General features: G+C 53.5%; 14 protein-coding genes. 11 read left to right on the top strand and 3 right to left on the bottom strand.

Annotated elements, in window-relative coordinates:
- The first annotated feature begins 14 nt into the window (after window positions 1–14).
- The 4 genes from DW350_RS13965 (at window position 15) to DW350_RS13950 (ending at window position 8,387) form a co-directional block, all read left to right on the top strand.
- Window positions 15–1,013, top strand: coding sequence for a 4-hydroxyproline epimerase (locus tag DW350_RS13965; protein ID WP_115719523.1), 999 nt, complete (start codon window positions 15–17; stop codon window positions 1,011–1,013).
- A gap of 12 nt (window positions 1,014–1,025) precedes the next feature.
- On the top strand, window positions 1,026–2,462 hold the full coding sequence (locus tag DW350_RS13960) for an aldehyde dehydrogenase family protein (RefSeq protein ID WP_115719522.1): 1,437 nt from the start codon (window positions 1,026–1,028) through the stop codon (window positions 2,460–2,462).
- Between the two features lie 62 nt (window positions 2,463–2,524).
- Window positions 2,525–5,668 (top strand): beta-galactosidase, LacZ type, encoded by a 3,144-nt coding sequence (lacZ, locus tag DW350_RS13955; protein ID WP_115719521.1) that lies wholly within the window; start codon window positions 2,525–2,527, stop codon window positions 5,666–5,668.
- Window positions 5,669–5,687: 19 nt separating this feature from the next.
- The gene (locus DW350_RS13950) at window positions 5,688–8,387 is read left to right on the top strand and encodes a DUF5695 domain-containing protein (RefSeq protein WP_115719520.1); all 2,700 of its coding nucleotides are present in this window, start codon (window positions 5,688–5,690) and stop codon (window positions 8,385–8,387) included.
- Between the two features lie 473 nt (window positions 8,388–8,860).
- On the opposite strand, the gene DW350_RS13945 is transcribed toward DW350_RS13950, so the two are convergent.
- The 3 genes from DW350_RS13945 to DW350_RS13935 all read right to left on the bottom strand — a co-directional run bounded on the left by DW350_RS13945 (window position 8,861) and on the right by DW350_RS13935 (window position 15,782).
- Entirely contained in the window at window positions 8,861–11,809 is a 2,949-nt protein-coding gene (locus DW350_RS13945) for a TonB-dependent receptor (protein ID WP_115719519.1), read from the bottom strand.
- Between the two features lie 481 nt (window positions 11,810–12,290).
- Window positions 12,291–13,943 (bottom strand): DUF885 domain-containing protein, encoded by a 1,653-nt coding sequence (locus tag DW350_RS13940; RefSeq protein WP_192954686.1) that lies wholly within the window; start codon window positions 13,941–13,943, stop codon window positions 12,291–12,293.
- Between the two features lie 87 nt (window positions 13,944–14,030).
- Window positions 14,031–15,782 carry a DUF885 domain-containing protein gene (locus DW350_RS13935; RefSeq protein ID WP_115719517.1) on the bottom strand — a complete coding sequence of 584 codons (1,752 nt, stop codon included), beginning with the start codon at window positions 15,780–15,782 and terminating at the stop codon, window positions 14,031–14,033.
- Between the two features lie 107 nt (window positions 15,783–15,889).
- Here DW350_RS13935 and DW350_RS13930 point away from each other — a divergent pair, with 107 nt between their 5' ends.
- The 7 genes from DW350_RS13930 to DW350_RS13900 all read left to right on the top strand — a co-directional run bounded on the left by DW350_RS13930 (window position 15,890) and on the right by DW350_RS13900 (window position 25,577).
- Window positions 15,890–18,298 (top strand): glycoside hydrolase family 127 protein, encoded by a 2,409-nt coding sequence (locus DW350_RS13930; protein WP_115719516.1) that lies wholly within the window; start codon window positions 15,890–15,892, stop codon window positions 18,296–18,298.
- A 45-nt stretch (window positions 18,299–18,343) separates the two neighbouring features.
- Entirely contained in the window at window positions 18,344–19,537 is a 1,194-nt protein-coding gene (locus DW350_RS13925; RefSeq protein WP_115719515.1) for a M24 family metallopeptidase, read from the top strand.
- Window positions 19,538–20,075: 538 nt separating this feature from the next.
- Complete coding sequence (locus DW350_RS13920; protein ID WP_115719514.1) at window positions 20,076–20,801, top strand: gluconate 2-dehydrogenase subunit 3 family protein; 726 nt, start codon at window positions 20,076–20,078, stop codon at window positions 20,799–20,801.
- A gap of 44 nt (window positions 20,802–20,845) precedes the next feature.
- Window positions 20,846–22,618, top strand: a complete 1,773-nt coding sequence (locus tag DW350_RS13915; protein WP_115719513.1) for a GMC family oxidoreductase — start codon at window positions 20,846–20,848, stop codon at window positions 22,616–22,618.
- Between the two features lie 10 nt (window positions 22,619–22,628).
- Window positions 22,629–23,930, top strand: coding sequence for a c-type cytochrome (locus DW350_RS13910; RefSeq protein WP_115719512.1), 1,302 nt, complete (start codon window positions 22,629–22,631; stop codon window positions 23,928–23,930).
- A gap of 153 nt (window positions 23,931–24,083) precedes the next feature.
- Window positions 24,084–24,635, top strand: coding sequence for a DsbA family protein (locus DW350_RS13905; RefSeq protein ID WP_115719511.1), 552 nt, complete (start codon window positions 24,084–24,086; stop codon window positions 24,633–24,635).
- Window positions 24,636–24,716: 81 nt separating this feature from the next.
- Complete coding sequence (locus DW350_RS13900) at window positions 24,717–25,577, top strand: BrxR family helix-turn-helix transcriptional regulator (protein ID WP_115719510.1); 861 nt, start codon at window positions 24,717–24,719, stop codon at window positions 25,575–25,577.
- The last annotated feature ends 90 nt before the right edge of the window (window positions 25,578–25,667 follow it).

The following is a 25,667-nucleotide window of genomic DNA, read 5'->3' as shown; positions in this document are numbered from 1 at the left end:
TAAAGAGGGCCCAAATGAGGCACACCTTTTTCTGTATTGATGGTCACACTGCTGGCAACCCGGTGCGGTTGGTGGTGGGTGGCCATCCCATCTTACAAGGCAATAACCTCAGTGAAATGCGCCAGCATTTCATGGCCGAATTCGATTGGATCCGTAAAGGGTTGATGTTTGAGCCGCGTGGACACGACATGATGTCCGGCGGCTTTATTTATCCGCCCAAGGATCCGAAAGCGGATTTTGGGGTCATTTTTATTGAAACCAGTGGCTGCCTGCCGATGTGTGGCCATGGCTCTATTGGCATCATCACCTTTGGCCTGGAACACGGCCTTATTCAGCCGAAAACCGAAGGCCGTTTGGTGATGGAAGCGCCGGCCGGGCTCATTGAAGTGGAATACCAAAAGACCGGCGCCAAGGTCGACTGGGTCAAGCTGCGTAATGTGCCCAGCTATTTGGCTATTGAAGGTCTTAAGGTTGATGTGCCCGACTTTGGCGAACTCACCGTTGATGTTTCTTACGGCGGTAACTACTACGCCATTGTTGACCCTCAGCCCGGTTATGACGGCCTCGACAGCATGAGCGCTAGCGACATTTTGCGCCTGAGCCCAAAAATTCGCGCCGCCGTGCAGCAGCAGTTTAAGCCGGTGCATCCGCTAAACCCTGCCATTAACGGCGTTAGCCACGTGCTTTGGGCCGACAAACCGGCCTCTAGTGACGCCCATGGCCGTAATGCGGTGTTCTATGGCGATAAAGCCATCGACCGCAGCCCCTGTGGCACCGGTACCTCTGCCCGCATGGCGCAGTTAGCCGCCAAGGGCAAGCTTAAAGCCGGCGATACCTTCATTCACGAAAGCTACATCAAAAGCCGTTTTATCGGCCGTGTTGAAGCCATCACCGAGCTGGCGGGTAACAGCGCCATAGTGCCATCCATTCAAGGCACCGCCTTTTCAACCGGGTTTAACCAAATCTGGATAGACGATGCTGAGCCTTTCCCCGAAGGCTTCTTGGTGGTGTAAGGGATTGTTGTAATGCAAGTTATTGAACTTTCGCATGTTATCGGTGGTGAAAAGGTACTGGGTGAGGCGACACTCGCCCAGTACAACCCCGCTAACGCTGCTGACCTCAAAGTGGCTATTCCTGCCGCTGACCAAGCGCTGGTTTGTCATGCCGTCGCCGCCGCCAAAGCTGCCTTTTTGCGTTTTCGCGACCAGGGTATTGAAGCGCGGTCAGACGCCTTATTAAGGGCGCAATCGCTTATCAATGCCCGCAGTGATGAGCTGGCCAAGCTTATCGCCCGTGAAACCGGTAAAACCCTGGGCGACGCCAAAGGGGAAGTCGGCCGGGCGGCGCGCATTTTCGGCTTTTTCGCGGGTGAGGCGCTGCGCATTGTTGGTGAGCGTTTAGAGTCCACTCGCAACGGCGCCATGGTTGAAATTGAATACGCGCCGCTAGGCGTTATTGGCCAAATCACGCCGTGGAATTTCCCCATCGCCATTCCAGCCTGGAAAATTGCCCCGGCCCTGGCTTACGGCAATACCGTGGTGTGGAAGCCGTCGGAGTTATCCTCGGCCACCGCCCAGGCGTTAATGGACATTATTGGTGAGGTCGGCGTGCTGCCGGGCGCCGTGAATATGGTTTTAGGCGGCGGTGAAACTGGGGCGGCGATTTGCCATCACCCCGAGGTTAACGCGCTGAGTTTTACCGGCTCTGTGGCTACCGGCAAAAAAGTACGTATGGCCGCTGCCGAGCGCGGTGTCGCGGTGCAAACCGAAATGGGCGGCGTTAACGCGCTGTTGGTACTCAAAGACAGTGACCTTAATAGCGCCGTGGAAACCGCCCTTAACGGCGCCTTTTTAGCCGCTGGCCAGCGCTGCACTGCCACCTCTCGCATTATTGTTGAAGAGGCCATCGCTGACGCTTTTGTGGCCCGGCTGAGTGAGCGGGTTGCTGAACATAAGGTTGGCGATCCGCTGGCCGCCGATACCCATATTGGGCCGCTGGCATCAGCGAACCAAAAAGCGCTGATTAGCCGCCAAACGGCGGCCATGGAGCAGCACCCCGGCGCCAGACTGGTATTTGGTGGCACCGCCGAGGCGCTACCGGAGTGCTTCTTTGCCCCAACCTTGTTTGACCATGCCAACGCCGCTGACCCTATCGCCCAAGAAGAGATCTTTGGGCCGGTAGCCGCAGTGTTTCGCGTCGCCGATTACGACGCTGGCCTTGCCATGGTTAACGACAGCCGCTTTGGCTTGTCGGCGGGGCTTTGCACCGGTTCTTTGAAATATGCTGAGCACTTTAAGCGCTATGCGCGGGCCGGCATGTTAATGATTAACCTGCCCACGGCCGGTATCGACTACCACGTGCCCTTTGGCGGCGTGGGAGCCTCGAGCTATGGCGCCAGAGAACAGGGCAGGGCAGCCAAAACCTTTTATACCGTTACCCGGACGACCTACCTTAAGGCTTAAGTCCGCCTGGGCCCTGAGCGGCATCGCTGCTCAGGGCCCTTTTTTTATTAAGGAAAGCAACCGTGAACCAGCATTTAAAACGCTCGATCCCCGTGTTGATAGGCCTGTCATTACTGTTAAGTGGCTGTCAGCAGCTAACCCGTACTGTTGACCATAACAACGACTGGGAAAACCCTGCCATTTTCAGAATTAACAAGCTGCCAGCCCGGGCTTGGTTCACGTCCTATCAGGATGCGAGCGCCGCGAAAACCGATGACGAGGCGCAATCGGATCAGCTGGTGTCACTGGATGGGCAATGGGCCTTTCATTTTGCCAAAACCCCGGAGGCGCGGCCCAAGGATTTTTATAAGCCCGGTTTTGATGTGTCGAAGTGGGCAAAAATTAAAGTGCCGGGTAACTGGCAAATGGAAGGCTACGATTACCCGATTTATGTCAGCTCCGGCTACGCCTTCCCGATGAATAAACCCTATGTGGACCACAGCTACGACCCGGTGGGGTCGTATCGGCGCAACTTTACTGTGCCCAGTAACTGGCAGAATAAAAGGGTTATTCTCACCTTTGGCGCCGTGAAGTCAGCTTTTTATGTGTGGGTTAATGGCACCAAGGTCGGCTACAGCCAAGACTCCAAACTGCCAGCCGAGTTTGATATCACCAAACTGCTGCACCCCGGCCAAAACACCGTGGCGGTTGAGGTATACCGCTGGAGTGATGGCAGTTATTTAGAAGACCAGGATTTTTGGCGCATGAGCGGTATTCCCCGCGATGTGCTGCTGCATGTGGTGCCCAAAACCCATATCTGGGATTACTACGCCAAAGCAGGCCTTAAGCACCATTACCAAGACGGCAGCTTGGCGCTGAGTGTGGAAGTGGCCAACACCGACACTAAAAACACCTCGGGTACGGTGGCAGCGGCGCTTTATGACGGCAACAAGGTTTTGTGGCAACAGCAACAGCCCTTTGACGCTGGCGCGGGGCAAAACGTCATGGTTAGCATGAACCACGATTTTGCCAAGGTAAAAACCTGGTCAGCTGAAAAACCCAATCTTTATCAGTTGGTAATGACCTTAAAGCAAGGCGGCAAGGTCAGCCAGGTGGTGCGCCAGCAAGTGGGCTTTCGCAGTGTCGAGCTAAAAGACGGCCAGTTGCTGGTGAACGGTAAAGCCATTTACATTAAAGGGGTTAACCGCCACGAGCATGACCCTGTTACCGGCCAAACCGTTAGCCGTGAAAGCATGTTGCGCGACATCAAAATGATGAAGCAAAACAACATCAATGCCGTGCGCAGCTCCCACTACCCGAACGACCCCTACTGGTACAAGCTTTGTGACCAATACGGCCTTTATGTGATTGACGAGGCCAATATGGAAGCCCAGGGCTATGGCTATAAGCCCGACGGTTTGGGTAACGACCCGGCCTTTAAAGCCGCCATCCTGGATAGGATGCGCGGTATGGTGATGCGTGACCGCAATCATCCGTCTATCTATTCATGGTCTGTGGGCAACGAAACCAGCCCCGGCGCCAATATTTCGGCATCTTATCGCCTGGCAAAATCCATGGATCCAACCCGGGTGGCGCAGTATGAAACCCGCGTGTTCTGGTTTAAAGAGCGGATGACCGACATCATTCCTTGGATGTATGCCAACCGGGAGATGATCAGTAAAAAATACTTGGGCAAATACCCCAACCGCCCTTTTATCTGGATTGAATACGCCCACTCCATGGGCAACAGCGACGGTAACTTAAAAGAGTTGTGGGACTTTGTGCGTAGCCACCGTCAACTGCAGGGCGGCTATATCTGGGATTGGGTTGACCAGGGCCTGCTTAAACACACCAAAGATGGCCGCGCCTACTTTGGCTACGGCGGCGACTTTGAACCGCCCGGCACTCCTAACGACGGTAACTTCTGTGCCAATGGTTTGGTGAGCGCCGACCGCACGCCGCACCCGGCACTGCTTGAAGTGAAAAAGACCTATCAAAACATTGCCATCAGCCGAAAAGGCAAAGGTAAATACCAGCTCTTTAACCGCTTTTTCTTTACCGACTTAAGCGGCTATGAAGGGCGCTGGGTGCTGCTAGATAATGGCGAGCCTGCCTTACAAGGCGCATTACCGGCCCTTAATGCCAAGCCGCGTCACAGCGAAGACGTTGCCATCAAAGCCCTGGCGGATTTCAATTACCGCCAACACCACGAATATGCGGTAACGTTCCGCTTTTACGACAAAGCCGCAACCCAATACAGCCCGGCCGAATTTGAAGTGGCCAGCGGCCAATTTTTGCTGAAAAAAGCGTTACCGGTCATGCCGGTGGTGAAAGACAAAACGCCCCTTGATATCCAGCAAAGCCAAGACGCCATTGCCATTCACACCGGTGATGTTGCCCTGCGTTTTAATACCGCCACCGCCCGCCTTGCCAGCTATCAGGTGAAGGGCGTTGAAACCTTAAAAGCGGGCTTGTTCCCCAACTTCTGGCGCGCCCTAACCGACAACGACTACGGCAACCACTTTGGTAAGGAAACCCAAGCGTTTTATAAGTTTGCTGACCAAAAAGCCAAGGTCACCGGCGTTAAATTAAGCCGCCAGGGTAACAGTGCGGTGGTGACCTTTAATGTCAGCTTCCCGACATTGCATTCCACCGCCTCGCTCAACTACACCGTCAGTGAAGGCGGCGCCGTTGACTTCACCTACAGTGCCAATATCGCCAAAGACCTGCCGGAAATGCCGCGCTTTGGCGTGAAATTCCAAATGCCCAAAGGCTTTGATGAGGTCAGCTGGTATGGCCGTGGCCCACAGGAAAACTACCAGGACCGCAAACAAAGCGCCTACCTTGGGGTTTACCAATCATCAGTTGCCGCGCTGCAGTTCCTTTATATCCGCCCGCAGGAGAACGGTAACCGCAGTGATAACCGCTGGCTGACGCTGACCAACAAAGACGGCATTGGCTTGCGCGTTACCGGTGAACCGAGCTTTGATTTCGAAGCGCACCACAACACCATTGCCGATTTTGACCATCCCAAAGATGGCCCCAATCGCCATACCACCGACATAGTGCCGCGGCCACTGACCGAAGTTATTTTAGACCTGCGCCAGCGCGGCCTGGGCGGCGATACCAGCTGGGGCGCGCTGCCTTACAAGCCGTATCGTTTGCTGCCTGGTGAGCACCAGGGGGCGTGGGTGTTGCATCTGCACTTTAGTCCGGTCACAAAATAACATGCGCAAAGGGCACAACATGACAACAAAGCCTTTCACCCTAAAACGCCACTTGCTTGGGCTGTTGGTACTGGGGTTAAGCCAGCAGGCGCTGGCACAAACCTTAGACACCCCGCACTTTACCTTGGAGCTGGATGACAAGGCGCAAACCTTAATTTCCATGCAGCCCAAAGGTGCCGGAGGTTTTGATTTTCTGCCTGCCGCCCATAGCCGCGCCCACAGTGGCCCCGGTTATTACCGGCTGGGGGATATTGACCTCAGGCTACGCATAGCCGGTAAAGGTGCCTGGCAAGACTATTCATCGGCGCTTACCAGCCATGGCGTTAACGTCCTTAGCGCCAAGGGCAAGGTGCTGGCAGCCAGCGATATCAGCGCTGACCTGCAGGGTATTCCGCTTAAGGTCGAACGGGACTGGCTGGTCGAAAAGGGTGCCTTGGTGCTGCGGTTTCGCCTAACCAACCCAACCGCGCAGCGCATTGAAATTGGTGGCCTTGGCATCCCCATGGTGTTTGATAATGTCATCACCGGCCGCACCCTTGACCAAGCCCACGAACAAGCCAGCTTTACCGAGCCTTACATGGGCATGGATGCTGGCTATGTGCAGGTCACACGCCTTAATGGCAAGGGGCCCACTCTGCTGGTGGTGCCCGAGCAACAGGCCCCCCTTGAAAACTGGATGCCGCTGTTAGATAAAACCCAGCCTGATGGCAAGCCGCTGATTTTCAACGATCCGACCCACAGAACCACCACCTTTGAGGGGTTCTATGACTGGATGGTGCTCAGCAAAGGCTTCAGCGATACCGAGTGGCAGGGTGTTAAGCAGTGGAACCGGCCTACGGCGAAATGGCTGGCACCGGGCGCCAGCATGGAAACGGCAGTACGCTTTGTGTTGTCGCCGTCCATTAAAGGCATTGAAGCAACCCTAAAAGCCCAGCAGCGGCCGGTAGCGGTGGGTATTCCTGGCTATGTGGTGCCAACGGACTTGCCTGCGGACTTGTTCCTTGATACCCCCAGTGCTATCACCTCGATGACGGTGGCCCCGAAAGGGGCGCTGGTTGTCAGCCAGGGTGCTGACAAGGGCGATTGGCATCACTTTAAAGTGGCGGGCAAAAAGTGGGGGCGGGCGCGGCTCACGGTGCACTACCAAGACGGTAGCGAGCAAAGTATCCACTACTTTGTGACCGACCCTATGGCCACGGCGGTCAGTAAAATGGGCCACTTTCTTTATAACCAGCAATGGTATCAGGGCAAGAATGACCCCTTTGGCCGCGGCCCTTCGGTTATGGGCTACGACAACCAAGCCAAGCACATTATTTTGCAAGACTCACGGGTGTGGATAGCAGGCCTTAGTGACGAAGGCGGTGCTGGCCCTTGGCTGGCGGCCATTATGAAAGAGCTTGGTCAGCCAAACGCCGGGGAAGTGGCGAAGTTTGAACAGTTCTACACCCAGGTGCTGGACGGCAACTTGCAATACGCCAGTGGGCCCTATAAGTACGGCGTGAAAAAGAGCCTTTTTTATTACGACCCCAAGGCGCTGCCTAACTTCCAGTACGACAAAAATCTGGACTGGTCCAGCTGGACCTCGTGGAATAAAAAGGACGCCGCGTCACCTGAGCGTTCCTTTAACTACCCCCATGTAGCTGCGGCGCAGTGGGTGCTTTATCGTCTGGCGCGTTTCCACCAAGGACTGGTTAAAGCGCACCCCTGGCGCTGGTATCTAAATCAGGCCTACCACACCACCATGGCCATGATGACACTGGCGCCTTACTACACCCAGTTTGGGCAGATGGAAGGGGACGTTTTTGTCGCTATTTTAAAAGACCTTCGCCATGAAGGCATGAACAGCGAAGCCGACAAACTGCAAGCGGTCATGAAAAAACGCGCCGACCATTGGGCCAGTATGAAATACCCCTTTGGCAGTGAAATGCCTTGGGATTCAACCGGCCAGGAAGAGGTATATGCCTGGATGCGCTATTTTGGCGACACCCAGCAAGCCGATGAAACTCGTGACGTTATTCTGGGCTACGACCTAACGCAGCCGCACTGGGGCTATAACGGCAGCGCCCGGCGTTTTTGGGATTTCCTCTACGCCGGTAAATTCAGCCGTATTGAGCGGCAATTACACCACTACGGTTCCACCATTAATGCCTTGCCGCTACTCGACAGCTACCGGCGTAACCCCGCCAGTTTGTATCTGTTGCGGGTTGGCTACGGCGGCATGATGGGCAGTCTGACCAATATTGACCAAAAAGGCTTTGCATCGGCGGCCTTTCATAGCTTCCCGGATATGCTCAAGTTCGACCCTTATTCCGGCGACTACGGCTCTAACTTCTTTGGCCAGGCCTATGGCATTGGTAGCTACTTGGTAAAAGACGCGCAACTGGGCTGGTTAGGTTTTGGCGGCGAGGTAACAACGGCGGCAGACGGCATAACCTTGCTGCCTAAGGATGACTTTAAAACCCGGGTTTATATTGCGCCGCTGAAGCTGTATTTAACGCTTGATGCTGGCACCTTTAAAGCCGTGCAATACCGCACTGACGGCACTGTGCTGGTAACCTTTAATGGTCCAGATGCCCAAACGCCTCATGCGGCGCTTAACATTCATGCCTACGGTCCTTTGTATCAGCCGAGTCGCCCCCTTAACACCCTGGCCGGGCGTTATCAGGTGCCGCTCAAACAAGGCAGCAACACGCTTTTATTGCGGCCGAAAAAGCTATAGCCAAGAAAAGATGCCGCAAAGTGCATAAATTTTAATCTTCTGGTCAGCCTTGGTCGCTTAATGTTGATGATACACAACCGTCATGACTATTTATGCCCCTTATCCAGGGGCTTTTTCTTGCCTGAATTTTGCCAGGCTGCCCGTTTGGCAGCGTCTATGGAGCGAATGTGGCTGGCAGTAGTAAACCTCCCTTAGGCTGCTTTTTTGCGTTGAAATGCAAAATTCATAAATAGTTAATCTTCTTAAAATAAGCCCCTTACGGGGCTTTATTAGCCCAAAAAGCCGGTTGCCAGGCTTTTGGGTCAGCGGTTACCGCAGCCCGTTTTTCCGGCACCAAATCGTTGGCTATCTTGCCGGCAAAAGAGGCAGTGGTGGCTGCTCGCTTTTAGCAGCGCCACTAACGGCTTGGGGCCAGGAGCACTGAACAAAAAAAAGGCCCCTTAAAGGGGCCTAAAGTCATGACGGTTGTTGACTTAGAACTTGGCAGTTACGCCCAGGAAGATTTGACGACCTAAAGGATCGTAAACACCGGGGTAGGTATTGCCGTTGGTGTAAGAGGTAGCGACATCGCTGACAATGATCGGCGGATCGCGGTCAAACATGTTGTTGATACCGGCACGTACTTGAATGTTGTCGGTTACCGGCATGGAACCCGACAGGTCGAAGTAGCTGTATGAGCCGATGTGATCGCTCACATAGTAAGTGTCGTCGCTTGCCAGCAGCGGGTTGTCAGTGTTGCTGGACAGGTCAACTTTGCCGATATAACGCCACATCAGTGATACGTCCAGGTCGTACCAAGGGGTAGACCAGCTAACACGGGCGTTGTGGCGCCATTCTGGCTGAGGCAGACCACAGGTCGGGCCGTACAGGCCTTTACAGTTGTAGCTACCGTAGCCAGGCAGTGGCTCGGTGGTCATGTCGGTCAGCAGTGAACCTACCAGGTTGAAGTTCAACGAGCCCAGGCCGTTCAGGTCGAGGTCGTAGTTGGTGTTAACGTCAAAACCGGAGGTACGCAGGTAACCGGTGTTAAGGGTGGTAGACACAACATAACCGGTGGTACCGAACAGGGCTCCAGAGCTTGGGTTACGGTGAATCAGGTTACAGTAGTAGCTGTCGCCGGTGTTCAGACATTGGCTGAGGATCAAGGTGGGGTCGACCGAACTGATGTAGTCGTCCACTTTGATGTGGTAGTAGTCGATAGACAGGCTGAAGTTCGGAATGAACTGCGGTGTCAGAACCACACCCAAGGTCAGGGTTTTAGCGGTTTCCGGTTTCAGATCAGGGTTACCACCGTATTGGGCCACACATTGGTCAGAAGGACACTCAACAATGCTGCCGTACTGAGAGGAGCTTACGCCGGTGTTTTCACACTCGGCCATGGTGGCTGTAGGATCAGAGCCGGCGCAGGGATCAGTACCGGAGTAGTTACCCAGGCTTTGTGACGCAAACAGCTCGGTGACGTTCGGGGCACGGATGGCTTTGTTGAAGCTACCGCGAAAACGTACGTCGTCGTTAGGTGCGTAAGTCAGCTCAAACTTGAAGGTATTGGCGTTGTACTTACTGTCGTCACCTTCGTCATCGTGGTTTTTGTAGGAAGAGTAGCGATAACCACCGTTCACACCTAAGTATTTCACGCCAGGGGCGTCTTCAACCAAAGGCACGTCCAATTCGGTGTAGGCTTCGTCAACCTTGATAACGCCGTAGGAGTTTTCATAACCGTTGTCGATAGAAACGGCATCGGCGTTGAATTTGTACATTTCACGGCGGTGCTCACCACCTACAACCAACGCTGGGCCCAAGTTTGCCCAAGGTACCTTGATGCCATAGCCGTCCAAATCAATTTGGCTGTAGGCGCTGTAGACATCCATGGTTTGTTTGCTGTTGGTTTCGCTGGTGGTCAATATGTAGTCAAGGGCGGCATCAGACATGCTGCTACCTTCCGCCGAGAACACATCCAAGGGCACACAGTCAGGGTCGGTGCCATCAACAACCGATTGACACACCACATTACCGTCGCTGTCGGTGACCGCTAACAGCGCGTTAGCCGCTTTGGTTTGGTCAACGTCATTTTGATACTGCTCAGAATAATGGGCTTCTGAATGCAGGTAGCTGGCGTTGTAGGTGATGTTGTCGGTGATGTCACCATTCACACCCAAGGTGAAACGGTAATCGCTGTGCTGCAAGTCGTCGCGGCGTGGGCGCGAGTTTTCACCGTCCAGGCGATAACCCACATAAGTACTGACATCAGTGCTGGTACCGGCAGCGCTGCCACAAAGGGCCTCGGCTTGCTGGTCGCTCATCAATGGGTTGTCACAGTTGATGGAGAAATCAGAACCAAACCACAGGGCAGATGGCGCCACCTGCGAGAAGCTACGGTCGTGCATGTACATTACGCTGCTGGTAACGCGGGTACCATTATCAAAGTCGTAATGGGCCATGTAGCCAGCGGTGTAGCGCTTATCTTCACGTTGGGTGTAGTTAAGCGGCGTATAGTTGTACAGGTAGCTGCTGTCGTAGTCGTTGAAGGTTTTAGAACCGTCTTTGGCGTTGGCAAGGTCGGCGCCGGCGTTATCGCCGTCTAGCACATAGAAACGACCATAGGGGTTGTTACTGGAACCGCTACAGGCATAACCGTTCAGTGAGCTATTGGCAGAGAGCGCACAGGCAGAATAGTCACGCTGGTCTTGGGTTACCGGGTTGGTTTTGCGGTAAGTACCGTAGAAGGTGATGTTGCCGCGGCCATCTAAGAAGTTGGTACCGCCTGCCAGACTGAAGTTGTATTTCTCACCATCCCATACCGAGCTGTCAGCGTTGTCGTAACCGGCATCGCTAACGATGCTGCGTACTTCGCTATTGTCGTTGTTGTGCTGGTAAGTACTGGCTTGGGTGTCGAAGGTAAAACCTTGCAGGTTGTCCTTCATGATGAAGTTAACCACACCCGAAATGGCGTCAGAACCGTATACCGCAGAAGCGCCGCCGGTCACCACATCAACCCGTTTTACCAAGCTCGATGGAATGAAGTTCATGTCCATGGCCATGGTGGGCAGAATGCGTTGACCGTTAATGAGGGTCAGTACCCGGTTTGAACCTAGGTTGCGCAAGTTGATTTGCGCGGTGCCGTCTGAGCCGTTAGAGACGTATTCGTCGTTATCGGCAGTGAACTGAGGCATGCGGCTCAGGGCTTCTTCCACGTTAGTGGTGCCCTGCATTTTCATTTCTTTGGCATCAATGGTGGATACCGGGCTGTTGGAGGAATACTCCGCCCGTTGAATACGGGTGCCGGTAACAGTGATGGTTTCGGTATCTTTTTTCTTATCAGCTTTTTCTTTGCTGACCTTCTCTGGTTGCTTAGAAGATTGTGACTTTACCGCGATATCCTGATTTTGAGCCTGACTTTCAGCAGCGTCGGATGATTGCGCCATCGTAATAAATGGCGTTGTGGTCCCTAGCAATGCACAAATAGTCAGAACCCCCTTTGGTATAGGTCTTTTCGTTTTCATGGGTTCCCTCTTGCTTAGCAGTCGTTGATGTCAGACTCGTTTCACTTCTGTTGCAAGGAAGCAAAAAACCTTCACCTGACCTGTCTAATATCTGCACGGAGAGATACCGTATGTCAAATATAGTATACGATATTCGTTATATAATCTGATGGGGTTCAAACTTTGTGATTGGCTGAGATATTTTTAAATGTGCCGCAAAAGACCCTTGTCTTGTTGTGGTGAAAAGCCTGAAAGCCTTTATTAGCGAGGGGTTACCCTTGTGACCTGCTAACAAAACAGCCAGGGCAGTGCCAGAATGGCCACGAAGGCGTCCTCATAAATTTCACATTTTGAAATTGGCCCCAATAAACAAAGGCCAGCGACTGGCTGACCTTTGCTTTGAATATAAAAAAGGAGTGAAAATTTACATCGTGGAATAAGGGTCGCGGCCGCCGGTGGCAATAAAGTGATCGGTAACAGCACTTAGCACCGTTAACGGCACCGAGCCCATTTGCAGCACCGCGTCGTGAAAGGCTCGAATATCAAACTTATCGCCCAAGGCCGCTTGCGCCCGCTGGCGGGCTTTTTCAAACGCCATCTGCCCCACGTAGTAGGCCAGCGCCTGACCGGGCCAGGCAATGTAGCGTTGTACTTCGCCATCAATCACCTTTGCCGGTAGCGCGGTGTTGTCGGCAAGGCACTGGCGGGCCTTGGCGGCCGACCAGCCGTACCAATGAATACCGGTATCCATCACCAAGCGACAAGCGCGCCACATTTGCATCGAAAGCTGACCAAAGCGCTTGGCTGGGGTGTCATAGATACCCATTTCGTTACCCAGGGTTTCGGAATACAGTGCCCATCCCTCGACAAAAGCGGTGACATCGTCGCTGCGTTGGAAAAAGGGCAGGGCGCTATTTTCCTGGGCCAGAGCAATTTGCAGATGGTGGCCGGGTACGCCTTCGTGCATCACCCAGGCCGGCAGACTAAAGAGCGGGTCGTGGTAAGACTGGGTGCCCACCATCACCGCGCCAGCGTTGCCGGTTTTCGGGTCGCCAAGGAAGTAGCCACCTGAAGACGCATCCAATGACGGCGGTTTTTGTTCAATGCCCCAGGTGAGCCTTGGCAAGCGGCCAAAGTAACGGGGCAGTAGGTAATCAAGCTGCTTACCCACGGCGCGGGCATCTTTGATAAAGGTCGGTAAATCTGCGGCAAAGTTATTGGGGTCATTGAGCAGCTTTTGGGCATAGTCATGGACGCTGCCATCAAAGCCCTGCGCTGCCAAAATGGCTTGCATCTTCGCCCGAATGACCTTGATTTGCCCTTGCCCTAAGGCAAAAACCTCAGCGGGTGTCATGTCGGTGGTGGTCATTTTACGCACCAAAAACGGATAGTAGCGCTCACCATTGGGTAGGCTGCGTGCCGCCAGTTTGGGCCGGGCATGGGGCAGGTACTGGTTTTTAAAAAAGGCCAGTAGTGCCTTTTCACTGGGGCGCACCTTGGCGGCTAACAGCGCCACCACTTTATCCCGCCACTGGGCTTTTTGTGCGGCGCTCAGGGCCGTTGAATGGTCAATGGGTTCCAACAGTGGGCTTTGGGTTAGCGGCGCCTTGATACGGGCGCTGAGGATGTTAATAACCGATGTCACCGTTGGTTTTGGCTGGGTAAAACCGCTGTCGATACCTTTTTGCATGCGCGCCATTTGTAGCTGGTAGTAAGCCGGCAGCTGTTGCAGCCGGTCAAGCCAGTGCTGGGCATCGCTCGGATTTTGAATACGGGTGACCTGGGCGGTATAGGTGGCGGTATTAAAAAAGCCATCGCCGTTATCAAAGGCGATGCGGTCACTATGAAATGCCAGCGCCTGCAGCTCGGTGTTAAGCCGCCAGGTCAGCACCTTGGTACTCATTTTTTCAGAAAAGGATAAGTGCTGGCGGGGCAGCGCGTTAACGGCGCTTTGCAATGCCTGCAACCCGGCCTTTTTCTGCGCTTGGTTGTTATTGCCCAAACCAGGCCAGCTTTGTGGGTTGTCTTGCTCAAGGTGTTGATAGCGGTTGATAAGCCCGGCCAAGGAATTGGCCATGGCGGCCGGGCTTAAACCTAGAACGGATAATGTCAGGAGAATGCCGCAGGCACACCTCCTGTGACTGCGAACATTCTCTAGCATTTTTTAGTCCTTATAAGGGGAGGGGCCACCGTCTTTAATGAACTTGTCGATACGCGCAGACAAGACGTCCAGCGGTACCGAACCCATTTGCAGCACGGTGTCGTGGAAGTGACGGATATCAAATTTGCGACCTAGTGCTTTCTCGGCGCGAGCACGGTCTTTTTTAATGGCCATTTCACCTAAGTAGTAAGACACTGCTTGGCCAGGCCAGGCGATATAACGGTCTACTTCAGTGGTTATCTCATGCTTGGACAACGAGGTGTTTTGCAGTAGGTAATCTTGGGCCTGCTTGCGACTCCAGCCTTGAGCATGAATACCGGTATCCACTACTAAACGTGCGGCGCGCCACATTTGGTAATTGAGCATGCCAAACACTTCATATGGCGTGTGATAAATACCCATTTCTTCACCCAAAGACTCGCAATACACCGCCCAGCCTTCGCCATAGCCTGAAATAAAGTAATTGCGGCGGAACACCGGCAAATCTTTGTTTTCTTGTGCCAAAGGCATTTGGAAGGCGTGGCCTGGGGCCGATTCATGCATTGTCAGCGCCGGCAGAGAATAGAGCGGGCGAGACGGCAAATCGTAGGTGTTAACCAGATAGATGCCAGGGCCACCGCGGCCACCAGTATAGAAAGGCGCGATATCGGGCGGTACCGGCACTATGGCGAAGCGGCGCCGTGGCAGGCGGCCAAACCATTTGTCGGCAACACCGTCAAACTCTTTGGCTATCCAGGCGGCGTGGTTTAACAGCTCTTGCGGGGTTTTGGCATAGAACTGCGGATCGGTACGCAAGAAATGGAAGAACTGATGCAAGTCGCCTTTAAAGTGCACTTGATGCATCACTTTAAGCATACGCTTATGTATTTTGGCTACTTCTTCAAGACCGATGTTGTGGATCTGGGTAGGCGTCATATCAAGGGTGGAGTATTCCTTGATTTGCGACTGGTAGAAGGCTTTACCGTTAGGCAGGTCGTAAGCGGCTATCGAGGTAACAGCGCCAGGAATGTATTCCTTTCGCAAGAAGGTCAGCACGTGTTCATGAGCCGGAATAACGTACTTGGCCATTGCGGCAAGGCCTTCTTTAGTGAGCTCGTCTTGCACGCTTTTCGGCATATGGGCCGGGTAATGGGTGAACGGTGCGAAAAACGGGTTGTCCTTCGGTTTGGCATCAACCACGGTTTGTGCGGTAACGTCCCGGCCTTTTAATGTCACTTTAGGCAGGGTAAAACCGCGTTTTAGACCGGCGCGCATGTTATCGATGTTTTCATCGAAATAACGGGGCATGCTCGACAGCCATTTTAGGTAGTCACGATAATCTTGTTCGGAGTGAAAATCACTTTGGGGAACGTAGGTCAAATCACCCCAAAAAGACGTATCGCCAGACAGGGGGCGCTGATACACCTTGAACTTGATGTCGGTCATCATGGTATCAAGCTGTTCTTTATAAACCTTGTAGCTGACCTCGTCCTTGTAAGTGAGTTTGCTTTGGTCAATTTTGGCCAGCTTGGCTTCAACACCTTGCCAATATTTCAGATGCGCCTGTTGAGTTGCTTCATCTACATGGGGCAGTGAGCTTGAAAAGCTGTTACTGCTTTCATCATCAACTAACTGCTGTGACTCTCGCCATTTCCACTCGCTGGTATAGAGCTTTTTAAAGGCTTCATCAGCGCTCGAGGCCATTGCCTGCGTAGCGGGTAAAACTGCCAGCAATGAGGTCAGCAACAGACTTCTGGGTACTGTTGATAGTTTCATCACGTCTACCTCCTTGAATTAGATTGTTAGTCTATATATCGTATACCGTATAATTCATTGGATAAAAAGACCGCCAACAACGGGTCAAAATCACCCTGGAGCCGAATATGTGCGAACTCTGTGTGAACACCAGCCGCCGTGATGTACTAAAAGGTGCTTCCGCACTTGCAGCATTGTCGGCACTTTCCGCTATTTCACTCACTGCTTGCTCTGGGCAAAAAACGGCCTTAGTCGCCGACGCAAAGCCGCTGCCGAAAACGGCTCAACCGTTGCCCTTGCGCGATATTCGGCTACAGCCCTCCGCCTTTAAAACCGCGCAGGACGCAAACACTCGCTACCTGTTTGAACTCGAGCCCGACCGCTTCTTGCATAACTTCCGCGAGTTTGCCGGTTTAAAGCCCAAAGGCGCCGTTTACGGCGGCTGGGAGTCAGACACCATTGCCGGCCATAGCCTTGGCCATTACATGTCGGCACTGGCGCATTTGTATTCGCAAACCGGTGACGAACGGGCCAAGCAGCGGCTGATTTACATCATCGATGAGCTTACCGAAGTACAAAATGCCCAAGGTGATGGCTATGTGGCGGGTTTTACCCGTAAGCGCAAAGACAAAACCATTGTTGACGGCAAAGAAATCTTCCCCGAGATCCGCTCCGGCGACATTCGCTCCGCGGGCTTTGACTTAAACGGTTGCTGGGTGCCGCTTTATAACTGGCACAAGCTCTATGCCGGTTTGCTGGACGCCCACAAGCATTGTGGCCTGGACCAGGCTATTACGGTTGGCGTGAAACTGGGGGGATACATTGAATGGGTTTTTGCACCGCTCAGTGATGCCCAGGTACAAAAGGTGCTTGATTGCGAGCACGGCGGCATTAATGAAAGCTTTGCCGAGCTTTATGCCCGCACCAACGACAAACGTTGGCTGGCTATGGCCGAGAAGCTCTATCACCGCAAGGTGTTAGACCCGTTAGCCGATAAAAAAGACCAGCTGGCAAACCTGCACGCCAACACCCAAATTCCGAAACTGATTGGCCTGGCCCGTATTCACGAGCTAACCGGCGAAGTGCGTAAAGGCACGGCGCCGAGCTTTTTTTGGGATGTGGTTACCCAGCATCATTCCTATGTGATTGGCGGTAATGCTGACCGGGAATACTTCTACGAACCCGACGCCATTGCCAACCACATTACCGAGCAAACCTGTGAAGGCTGTAACAGCTACAACATGCTCAAGCTCACCCGCCACCTTTATAGCTGGAACATCAATGGCGCTTATTTTGACTTTTATGAGCGTAACCACCTGAACCATATTCTGGCGCAAATTGAACCTGAGTCTGGCATGGTGACCTACATGATGCCGCTGATGTCAGGGGCAGTGCGGGAACATTCCACCCCCTTTGATAGCTTCTGGTGTTGTACCGGTACCGGTATGGAAAGTAACGCCAAGCATGGCGACTCGGTGTTTTGGGAAAGCGCCAACACCTTATTTGTAAACCTCTATATTCCCAGTAAAGCCAAATGGCAAAACGGCCAGGCCGCTTTCACCCTCGACACCCGCTACCCCAACGACGGCCAAATAACCCTCAATATCGACCAGGCTGAAAAGGCCTTTGTACTGGCGATGCGTATTCCTGGCTGGGCTGGCGACGACTGGCAACTAAAGGTTAACGGCAAGCCGGTAGAGGCCAGCCAAGACAAGGGCTACGTGTATTTGGAAAAACGCTGGAAAGCCGGTGACAAGGTCACCCTGGATTTACCGATGAAGCTGCGTTTGGAAGGTACCCAAGGTGATGACAGCGTCGTTGCGGTGCTGCGTGGGCCTTTGGTGATGGCCGCTGACTTAGGTAGCGTTGACGACAAGTTTGACGGCACCGCCCCGGCGCTGGTGGGCAGCGATTTGCTGGGCGCCTTTAAAGCCCAAAGCAGTGAACTTGAGTATAAAACCGACGGTATTGGTCGCCCCGGCGACATGACCTTCTCGCCGTTTTATGCCAACCATAAACGCCGCAGCGCCGTGTACTTTAAACGTTTTGACGATGCCCAGTGGGCCAAGGAAGAAGTGGCTTATGCTGCCGAGCAAGAGCGTTTGAAAGACTTGGCTGCCCGTTCGGTTGATGTCATGCACCTAGGGGAAATGCAGGCCGAGCGCGACCATAAACTGGAGTCTGAGATCAGTTATCCGGTGGTGTACCGGGGCCGCAATGGCCGTGATGCCCGCACCGGCGGTTTCTTCTCCTTTACCTTTAAAACGGCGCCCGGCCCACTTAAGCTGCAGGCCACCTATTGGGGCGAGGAGCGTAACCGGGTCTTCTATATACTGGTAGACGGTCAGCGCATTGCCACCCAGACCCTGAACTTCAACAAGCCAGGGCAGTTCTTCGACGTGGAATACGACATTCCCGAACATCTGACCCAAGGCAAAGACAGCATCAAGGTGCGGTTTGAGCCACAAAAAGGCAACACCGCCGGCCCGGTATTCGGGGTGCTGCTGTTTAAGCCTAAACATCAACAAACTATCTAACGAGTGGCGGCCCAAGGGCCGCCTTTGCAACGACTAAGGAAAATCATGACCTCAAGCGGTATTGGCACAAAAAGCATCGAGCAGGCGCTTGCCGATTTGCAAGACATGACCACCGACGCCGAGGCTATCAGCCTTGACGAGCACCAGGCCCGTATTGAAAAAGCCACGCGCTACATGCAGGCCCAAGGCATTGATGCGTTCTATTTAAACGCAGGTACCAACTTAAGTTATTTCACCGGCCTGGATTGGTACCCCAGCGAACGTTTGGTGGGGGCCTTGCTGACCCAGCAGGGTGAGCTTTGCTACCTGGTGCCCGATTTTGAAATCGACTCGATTAAAGAGCGGCTGCTGATTGATGCCCCTATCTATGGTTGGCATGAGCACGAAAGCCCCTATCAATTGCTGGTATCAAAATTTGCCGGTAGCACCCTGGCTGTTGATGAAGCCACCGCCTTTTTTATGGTTGATGGCATGCAAAAGGCCGCGCCAGCGCTCAACATCATTAATGGTGGTGAGGTCAGCGCCCATTGCCGCATGCACAAGTCAGCGGCGGAAATTGCCCTTATTCAAAAAGCCATGACCATGACCATGGAAGTGCACAAGGCGGCTGCCAGCATTTTGCATGAAGGCATTACCACCCTTGAGGTGGAGCGCTTTATCAACCAGGCCCACCAAAAAGTGGGGGCCAGCGGCTCTTACTTTTGTATTGTGCTGTTTGGTGTTGCCAGCTCCTTCCCCCATGGGGTTAAAGATCCGCAAGTGCTGAAAAAAGGCGATCTGGTGCTGATTGACACCGGTTGTAAGGTCAAAGGCTATCTATCTGATATCACTCGCACTTACGCCTTTGGCGAGGTCAGCGATAAAATAAAAGCGGTTTGGGCCTCGGAGAAAAAAGCGCAACTGGCCGCCTTTGCTGCTGCCCAGCTTGGTAAGCCCTGTGGCGACGTTGACGCTGCGGCGCGCAAGGCACTAGAAGAAGACGGCCTGGGGCCAGATTACACCTTGCCGGGGCTGCCGCACCGCACCGGCCATGGTCTGGGCATGGATATTCATGAATGGCCCTATCTGGTTAAAGACAACCCGCTGCCGTTGGCATCGGGCATGGTGTTTTCCAATGAGCCGATGATTGTGGTGCCCGGTGAGTTTGGGGTGCGCCTTGAAGACCATTTCTACATGACCGACAGCGGCCCGCGCTGGTTCACCGAGCCCGCGGTTTCTATCGACAAACCGTTCGGTTAATTTGGAAAAGCCAACCTGCGGGTTGGCTTTTTTAATGGCTGTTTTTTTATTTTCTGCTTTCCAAAATCCATTTTATTTTCGGGTCGGCGTTTGTAATAAAAACCGTGGGCAGCGGCGAAAAATGATTGCTACATAAATTTTAAAAGTTAAATTTATTGTTGTGGTTATTGAAAGTCTTAAATTCATATAGATGAAAGAAATTGCTGCTTTTATTTTTAACAATAGAAAAATAATAAAGAAGGTCAATGAAATCATCGGTTATCTTTATTAAGGTGTGTTTGTTTTTAAGTTATTGTTTTTGATTGTTTAATTCCTTTTTTATCAACGGGTTTATGCCAGTTGGGTTATCGCTTTGCTTTGTTAATTTTATGTTTTATTCATTCCTGCAAAAAAGTCTTTTATGAGATCTTTATCAAAGATTAATTTTTAATGTTCTCCCTATCTGATCTGTCCGCATAAAAAAGAAAAGAGTAACCGTTAGAAAAGAATTCAAAACATTAGAAATAAATAAAAAATGAAAAGTCAGGAGTAATGAGACATGAAGCGTCGTGATGTCCTTAAAGCTGGGCTAGTTGTAGCTGGCTCCGCAACGGTAGCCACCGTGCTCAAACCTCGAAAGGCCGAAGCAAAGGTCTTTGAAGGCGGCACCAAATGGCAACCCGCAACCACTCCCCTTCCTAAACCCGTCGACCCCAGCAAATTGGTGTTCTTCACCCAAGATGAAGCCAAGCTGGTAAGCGCTCTGTTTGACCGTTTGATCCCCGCTGATGACCTGAGCATCGGTGCTACCCAAGCAGGCTGCGTGACCTTTATCGACCACCAGTTAGCTGGCAACTATGGCAAAGGTACTTGGATGTACCGCGGTGGTCCGGTGGAAAAAGGCATTCCACAAGCCGGTGACCAAAGCATCATGGTACCTGCTGATATTTATCGCCAAGGCTTGGCCGAGATTGACAGCCACTGCCGCCAATCCACCGGCAAAGCTTTTACCGAGCTGTCTGACCAAGACAAGGACACTTACCTTGAGCAGATGGAAGCCGGTAAACATCCCTATCAAAAAGTCCCTTCACAAAAGATGTTCTCGCATCTGTTGGCCAACGTGCAGGAAGGCTTCTTCGCTGATCCCATCTACGGCGGTAACCGCGGCATGGTGGGTTGGAAGATGATTGGCTTCCCTGGTGCCCGTTACGACTATCGCGATGTGGTGCACATCAAAGGCAAAAAAATTGAATTAGAGCCGGTGAGCTTGGTTGGCCCTATCTAAGCCAATCCCTTCGCGCTGAAACCTAAAAAATAGAGAGCATCGACATGAACTACAAAAGGCCAAAGGCCGATGTGGTGGTGGTTGGACTTGGCTGGGCCGGTTCACTGATCGCCGAAGAATTAACTCGCGCTGGTTTGAATGTGGTCGCCATTGAGCAAGGCCCTTGGCACGACACCCATACTAACTACACCCCCACCTTGTCTGCCGACGAACTGCGCTATGGTCGCCGCCGCGAAATGCTGCGTCCACCCAGCAAGGAAACGGTGACTTATCGCAACAATAGCTCGCAAACCGCGCGTCCCATTCGCGACTGGAGCTACTGGGTACAAGGCTACAATGTTGGCGGCGCCGGTACCCACTGGGCTGTTAACTCCTGGCGCTTTACCCCGGCCGATTTCACCATGGCGACCCGGGTAAAAGAGCGTTATCCCAACGAAAAGCTGGCTGACGGTCTTATCGTTCAAGACTGGGGCGTCACTTACGACGACCTGGAAGTGCATTACGACCGCTTTGAAAAAATCGCTGGTATCTCCGGTGAGGCCGGGGTGATCAACGGTAAAAAAACCGGTAAAGGTAACCCCTTTGAAGGCAGCCGTACCAACGAATACCCCACGCCGCCACTGGTGCGCTCTCGCTGGAACGACATCTTCCATAAAACCACCACCGAGATGGGCTACCACCCGTTCCCCATTCCGGCTGGCACCATTGGCGCCCCTTATAAAAACCCACTGGGGATCGAGCTTGCGCCCTGCACCTACTGCGGTTTTTGTGGCTTCTACGGCTGTGGCAACTTCTCCAAGTCTTCGCCCAATATCTGCGTGCTGCCCGCCTTAATGGACCGCAGAAACATGACGCTGCTGACCGAGTGCACCGTCACCAAAATTGAAAAATCCAAAGACGGCAAAACCGCCACTGGGGTTACCTTTATTGACTCCAACGGTGATACCGGCTTTCAGCCAGCCGACATTGTTTGTGTGACCGCCTTCCAGCTGGATAACGTACGGTTGTTACTGCTCTCTGAGCTGGGCAAACCTTATGACCATGCTCGTCAAGAGGGGGTGGTGGGCCGCGGCTACAACTTCCAAACCATGAACTACGCCTGGTTGTATTTTGAAGACGAAGCCTTAAACCCCTTTATCAGTACCGGCGCTTTGGCAACCCGTATTGATAACTTTAACGGTGACAACTTTGACCACACCGGCCTTGGCTTTTTGGGCGGCGCCGGTATTCAGTCGCTGTCGGACCAGGCCACGCCGCTTAGCATGACCGACCGCCTACCCGAGGGCACCAAAAAATGGGGCTCTGAGTGGAAGCATGCCTTTAAGCACAGCTACCAGAACTACGCCAAAATTCAGGGGCAGGGCACCTCGTATTCCCATGTTGATGCCTACCTGAGCCTGGACCCAACCTACAAGGACGAATACGGCCTGCCGCTTATCCGCCAGACCTTTGACTACAACGAGAATGACCGCCGCATGGCGCGGTACATTCACGAACGGGTTAAAGAAATTTGTGCCAAAACCGGTGCTAAGTCCTGGAAAACCAAGGCCTATCCCGATAGCCACAACTCGCCTTACACCCCGTACGATTCCGGCCACACCATCGGTGGCGCCGCCATGGGGCTGGACCCTAATACCTCGGTGGTAAACCGTTACCAGCAACATTGGGACGCTCACAACGTCTTTGTAATGGGCGCTTCGTCCTACCCCAATAACGCCGGTTACAACCCCACCGAAACCTTAGCGGCGCTTACCCTGTGGACAGCGCACCACATCATCAACGACTACATCAAAAACCCCGGCTCTTTGGTGCGGTAGGAGGCTGACAATGAAAAAGACACTGACCCTCGTTGGCGTGCTGATCGTTGCGGCCCTGGTGATTTACATCGCTGCTATTCAGTACGACCTTCACAAAAGCTACCCCGAGTCGCAGCAGAACCTGACCGGTGATGCCTTAAAAGCGCAGGTGGCGCGGGGTAAATACCTGGCCACCGCCTCGGACTGTGTGGCGTGCCACACCGCCCCCAAAGGCGGCAAACCCTTTGCCGGTGGTTACCCCATCGACACGCCCTTTGGCACCATTTTGTCGTCGAACATTACCTCGGATAAAAGCACCGGTATCGGTAGCTGGACCCAAGAGCAGTTCGACCGGGCGGTGCGTCACGGTAAAGGCAGCCACGGTTACCTGTACCCGGCAATGCCGTATAACGCTTATGCCCGCTTGACCGACCAGGACCTGGCCGACATCTGGGCCTATATGAAAACCGTGCCCGCGGTGCAAAACAAGGTGGTGGAAAACCAACTGCCGTTCCCCTACAACCAGCGCTGGTTGCTGGGTGGCTGGAACCTGCTGTTCTTCCACGCCTCCACCTTTACCCCGCAAGCCGGTAAGAGCGCGGCTTATAACCGCGGCGCTTACTTAGTGGAAGGCCCGGGCCACTGCGCCGCCTGCCACACCGCTAAAAATGCCCTGGGTGGCGATTCCAGTGCCACCTTGCAAGGCGGCAACCTGTCGGGCTGGCATGCACCGGACCTTACCCCCAACCCGCATACAGGTTTGGGTAACTGGACCACCGCTGATATTGCCCAGTACCTGAAAACCGGCGCTGGCCATAACAGTGTTGCCACTGGCCCCATGGCTGAAGCGGTGCATAACTCTACCCAGTTCCTGACCGACAGTGACCTAAACGCCATTGCCACTTACTTAAAAGCGCAGCCTGCCAGTGACCATCAAGCGCCCGCCGCGCTAACTGCCAGTAACGCGCAAATGCAGCTGGGTAAACGGGTATACAACAGCCAATGCAGCGCTTGTCATATCAGCAGTGGTGAAGGGGTAAACCGCATGATCCCGGGCTTTGTGAAAAACGCCCAGGTGAATGCCAATAGCCCTGCCAGCCTGGTGCACATGGTGCTGACCGGGGCCGATGGCGTGAAAACTGCCAGTAACCCCACCGGCGCCGGTATGCCGCGCTTTGACTGGAAACTGTCTGACCAGCAAATAGCCGGTGTGCTGACCTATATTCGCAACAGATGGGGCAATGCCGCCCCGGCGGTCACCAGCGATGAGGTAGCCAAGGCCCGTAAGGCGCTTAAAGCCGATAGTTGGCTTGGCGCCAAAATGAAGCAATAAGCTGCCGCGCAATAATGAAAAAAGCCAACCTGCGGGTTGGCTTTTTTAATGGCGTATTGCCCAGCACAAGTTGTTGCTGTGCTATTGAATTTCAAATGGTTACGGCAGTAGTGTGAAGGCACAGTTGTATCGTGTTGTACCGAGGATAATGTGATGAGTGATTGGCAAGCCAAGCCCCTGAGCTGGGGCACAGGGCCGAAGGTGTTTGAGGTCTTTTTAGAACCTACCTGTCCCTTTTCGGTAAAGGCCTTTAATAAGCTTGATGAACTACTGAGTGAAGCCGGCGAAGAGAACATCACCGTAAAAATTCGCCTGCAATCACAGCCCTGGCACCTGTTTTCGGGGGTTATTGTGCGCTGCATTCTGGCTGCTTCAACCTTGCCAGAAGGTAAAGCCGCAGCCAAAAAGGTGCTGCAGGCCGTGGCCGACCACCGCGAAGAATTTGAGTTTGAAAAGCACTGCATTGGCCCCAATCGCACCGCAACCCCGAACGACATTATTCAGCGTATTGAAAAATACTCAGGGGTAGCGTTGGCCGAGGCGTTTGATTTGCCCGAGCTGGACCGGGAAATCAAATGGCATTGCAAATATGCCCGCCAGAACGGCATTCATGTTTCCCCCACCTTTATGATTGACGGCCTTATTCAGCCCAGCCTGTCCAGCGGCGACGCCGTGGCCGACTGGGTTAATGCGTTAAAAGGGTGAATAACAACCCTGGTTAAAGGTTTATAAAAAACAGCGAAGGGCATAGTATTTTCAATGTTTTTGGAAAAAGCCTGATGCTGCATGGATGCCTTATTACCTTCGCTTGCGAAAAATCTGCAACAACGCTTTTGGCTCATAGAGCTATTTGCCTTTTGGGAAGGCCGGGTCACCACCGGCCATTTGAGCCATTTCCTTGCCATTGGTCGCCAGCAGGCCAGCAAGGAATTGGCCAGTTACCGCGCCCATTATCCACATCAACTGACCTATAGCGCTTCGGCCAAAGGCTATGTGCCTACGGAGAGGTTTAGGCCTGCGCTCCTTAGCGGCGATGTGGGCGAATACCTTGACTGGGTGACCGCCCAGCAGCGCCCGAGCCTGGTGCCCAAAGCGGCCTACCATTTGGCGTCGGGGAATACTGTGCTTGCCCCGCGCCGGGTCAGCGCCCGGCTTATTCGCCCTTTGGTCAAAGCCCTTCGCCAGCAGCAGCGGCTGGAGGTGGACTACCTCGGCGTCACCAACCCTAGCCGCGAAGGGCGGGTGATAGTTCCCACCCGTTTTATCAAAACTGCCCAGCGCTGGCACCTGCGGGCATGGTGCGAGCAAAGCCAGGGCTACCGCGACTTTGTGCTAAGCCGTTTTCGCGGCGAACCCGAGCTATTGGGCAAGCCCTTGACCCCCTTGCCAGACGACATTGCCTGGCACACCCACATCACCCTTTGCATCAAACCCGACCCGCGCCTAAACGCTGCCCAACAAGCTGCGCTTGCTGCCGACTACGGTATGGCAAACGGTGAGCTTTTGCTCCCAAGCCGCGCCGCCCTTGCCAACTACCTGTTACTGGATATGCACATCCACACCAAGATGCTCGACGGCAATCCCGCCGCCCAGCAGCTTATTCTCGCCAATATTGACGAGGTTAAACCCTGGCTCTTTGGCAACTGACATGTCGCCTAAGGCGACATGTGAAAAACCACAGTGTTGGCAAGAAATTAGGAGAGGGTAAGGTGCAGTGACACAGCGGGAGATGCTTTG

This window comes from Gallaecimonas mangrovi, from assembly GCF_003367375.1.
GTDB classification, from domain to species: Bacteria; Pseudomonadota; Gammaproteobacteria; order Enterobacterales; family Gallaecimonadaceae; genus Gallaecimonas; species Gallaecimonas mangrovi.
The sequence above is the reverse complement of the archived record's forward strand: the minus strand, read 5'-3'. Positions and strand labels throughout refer to the sequence as shown.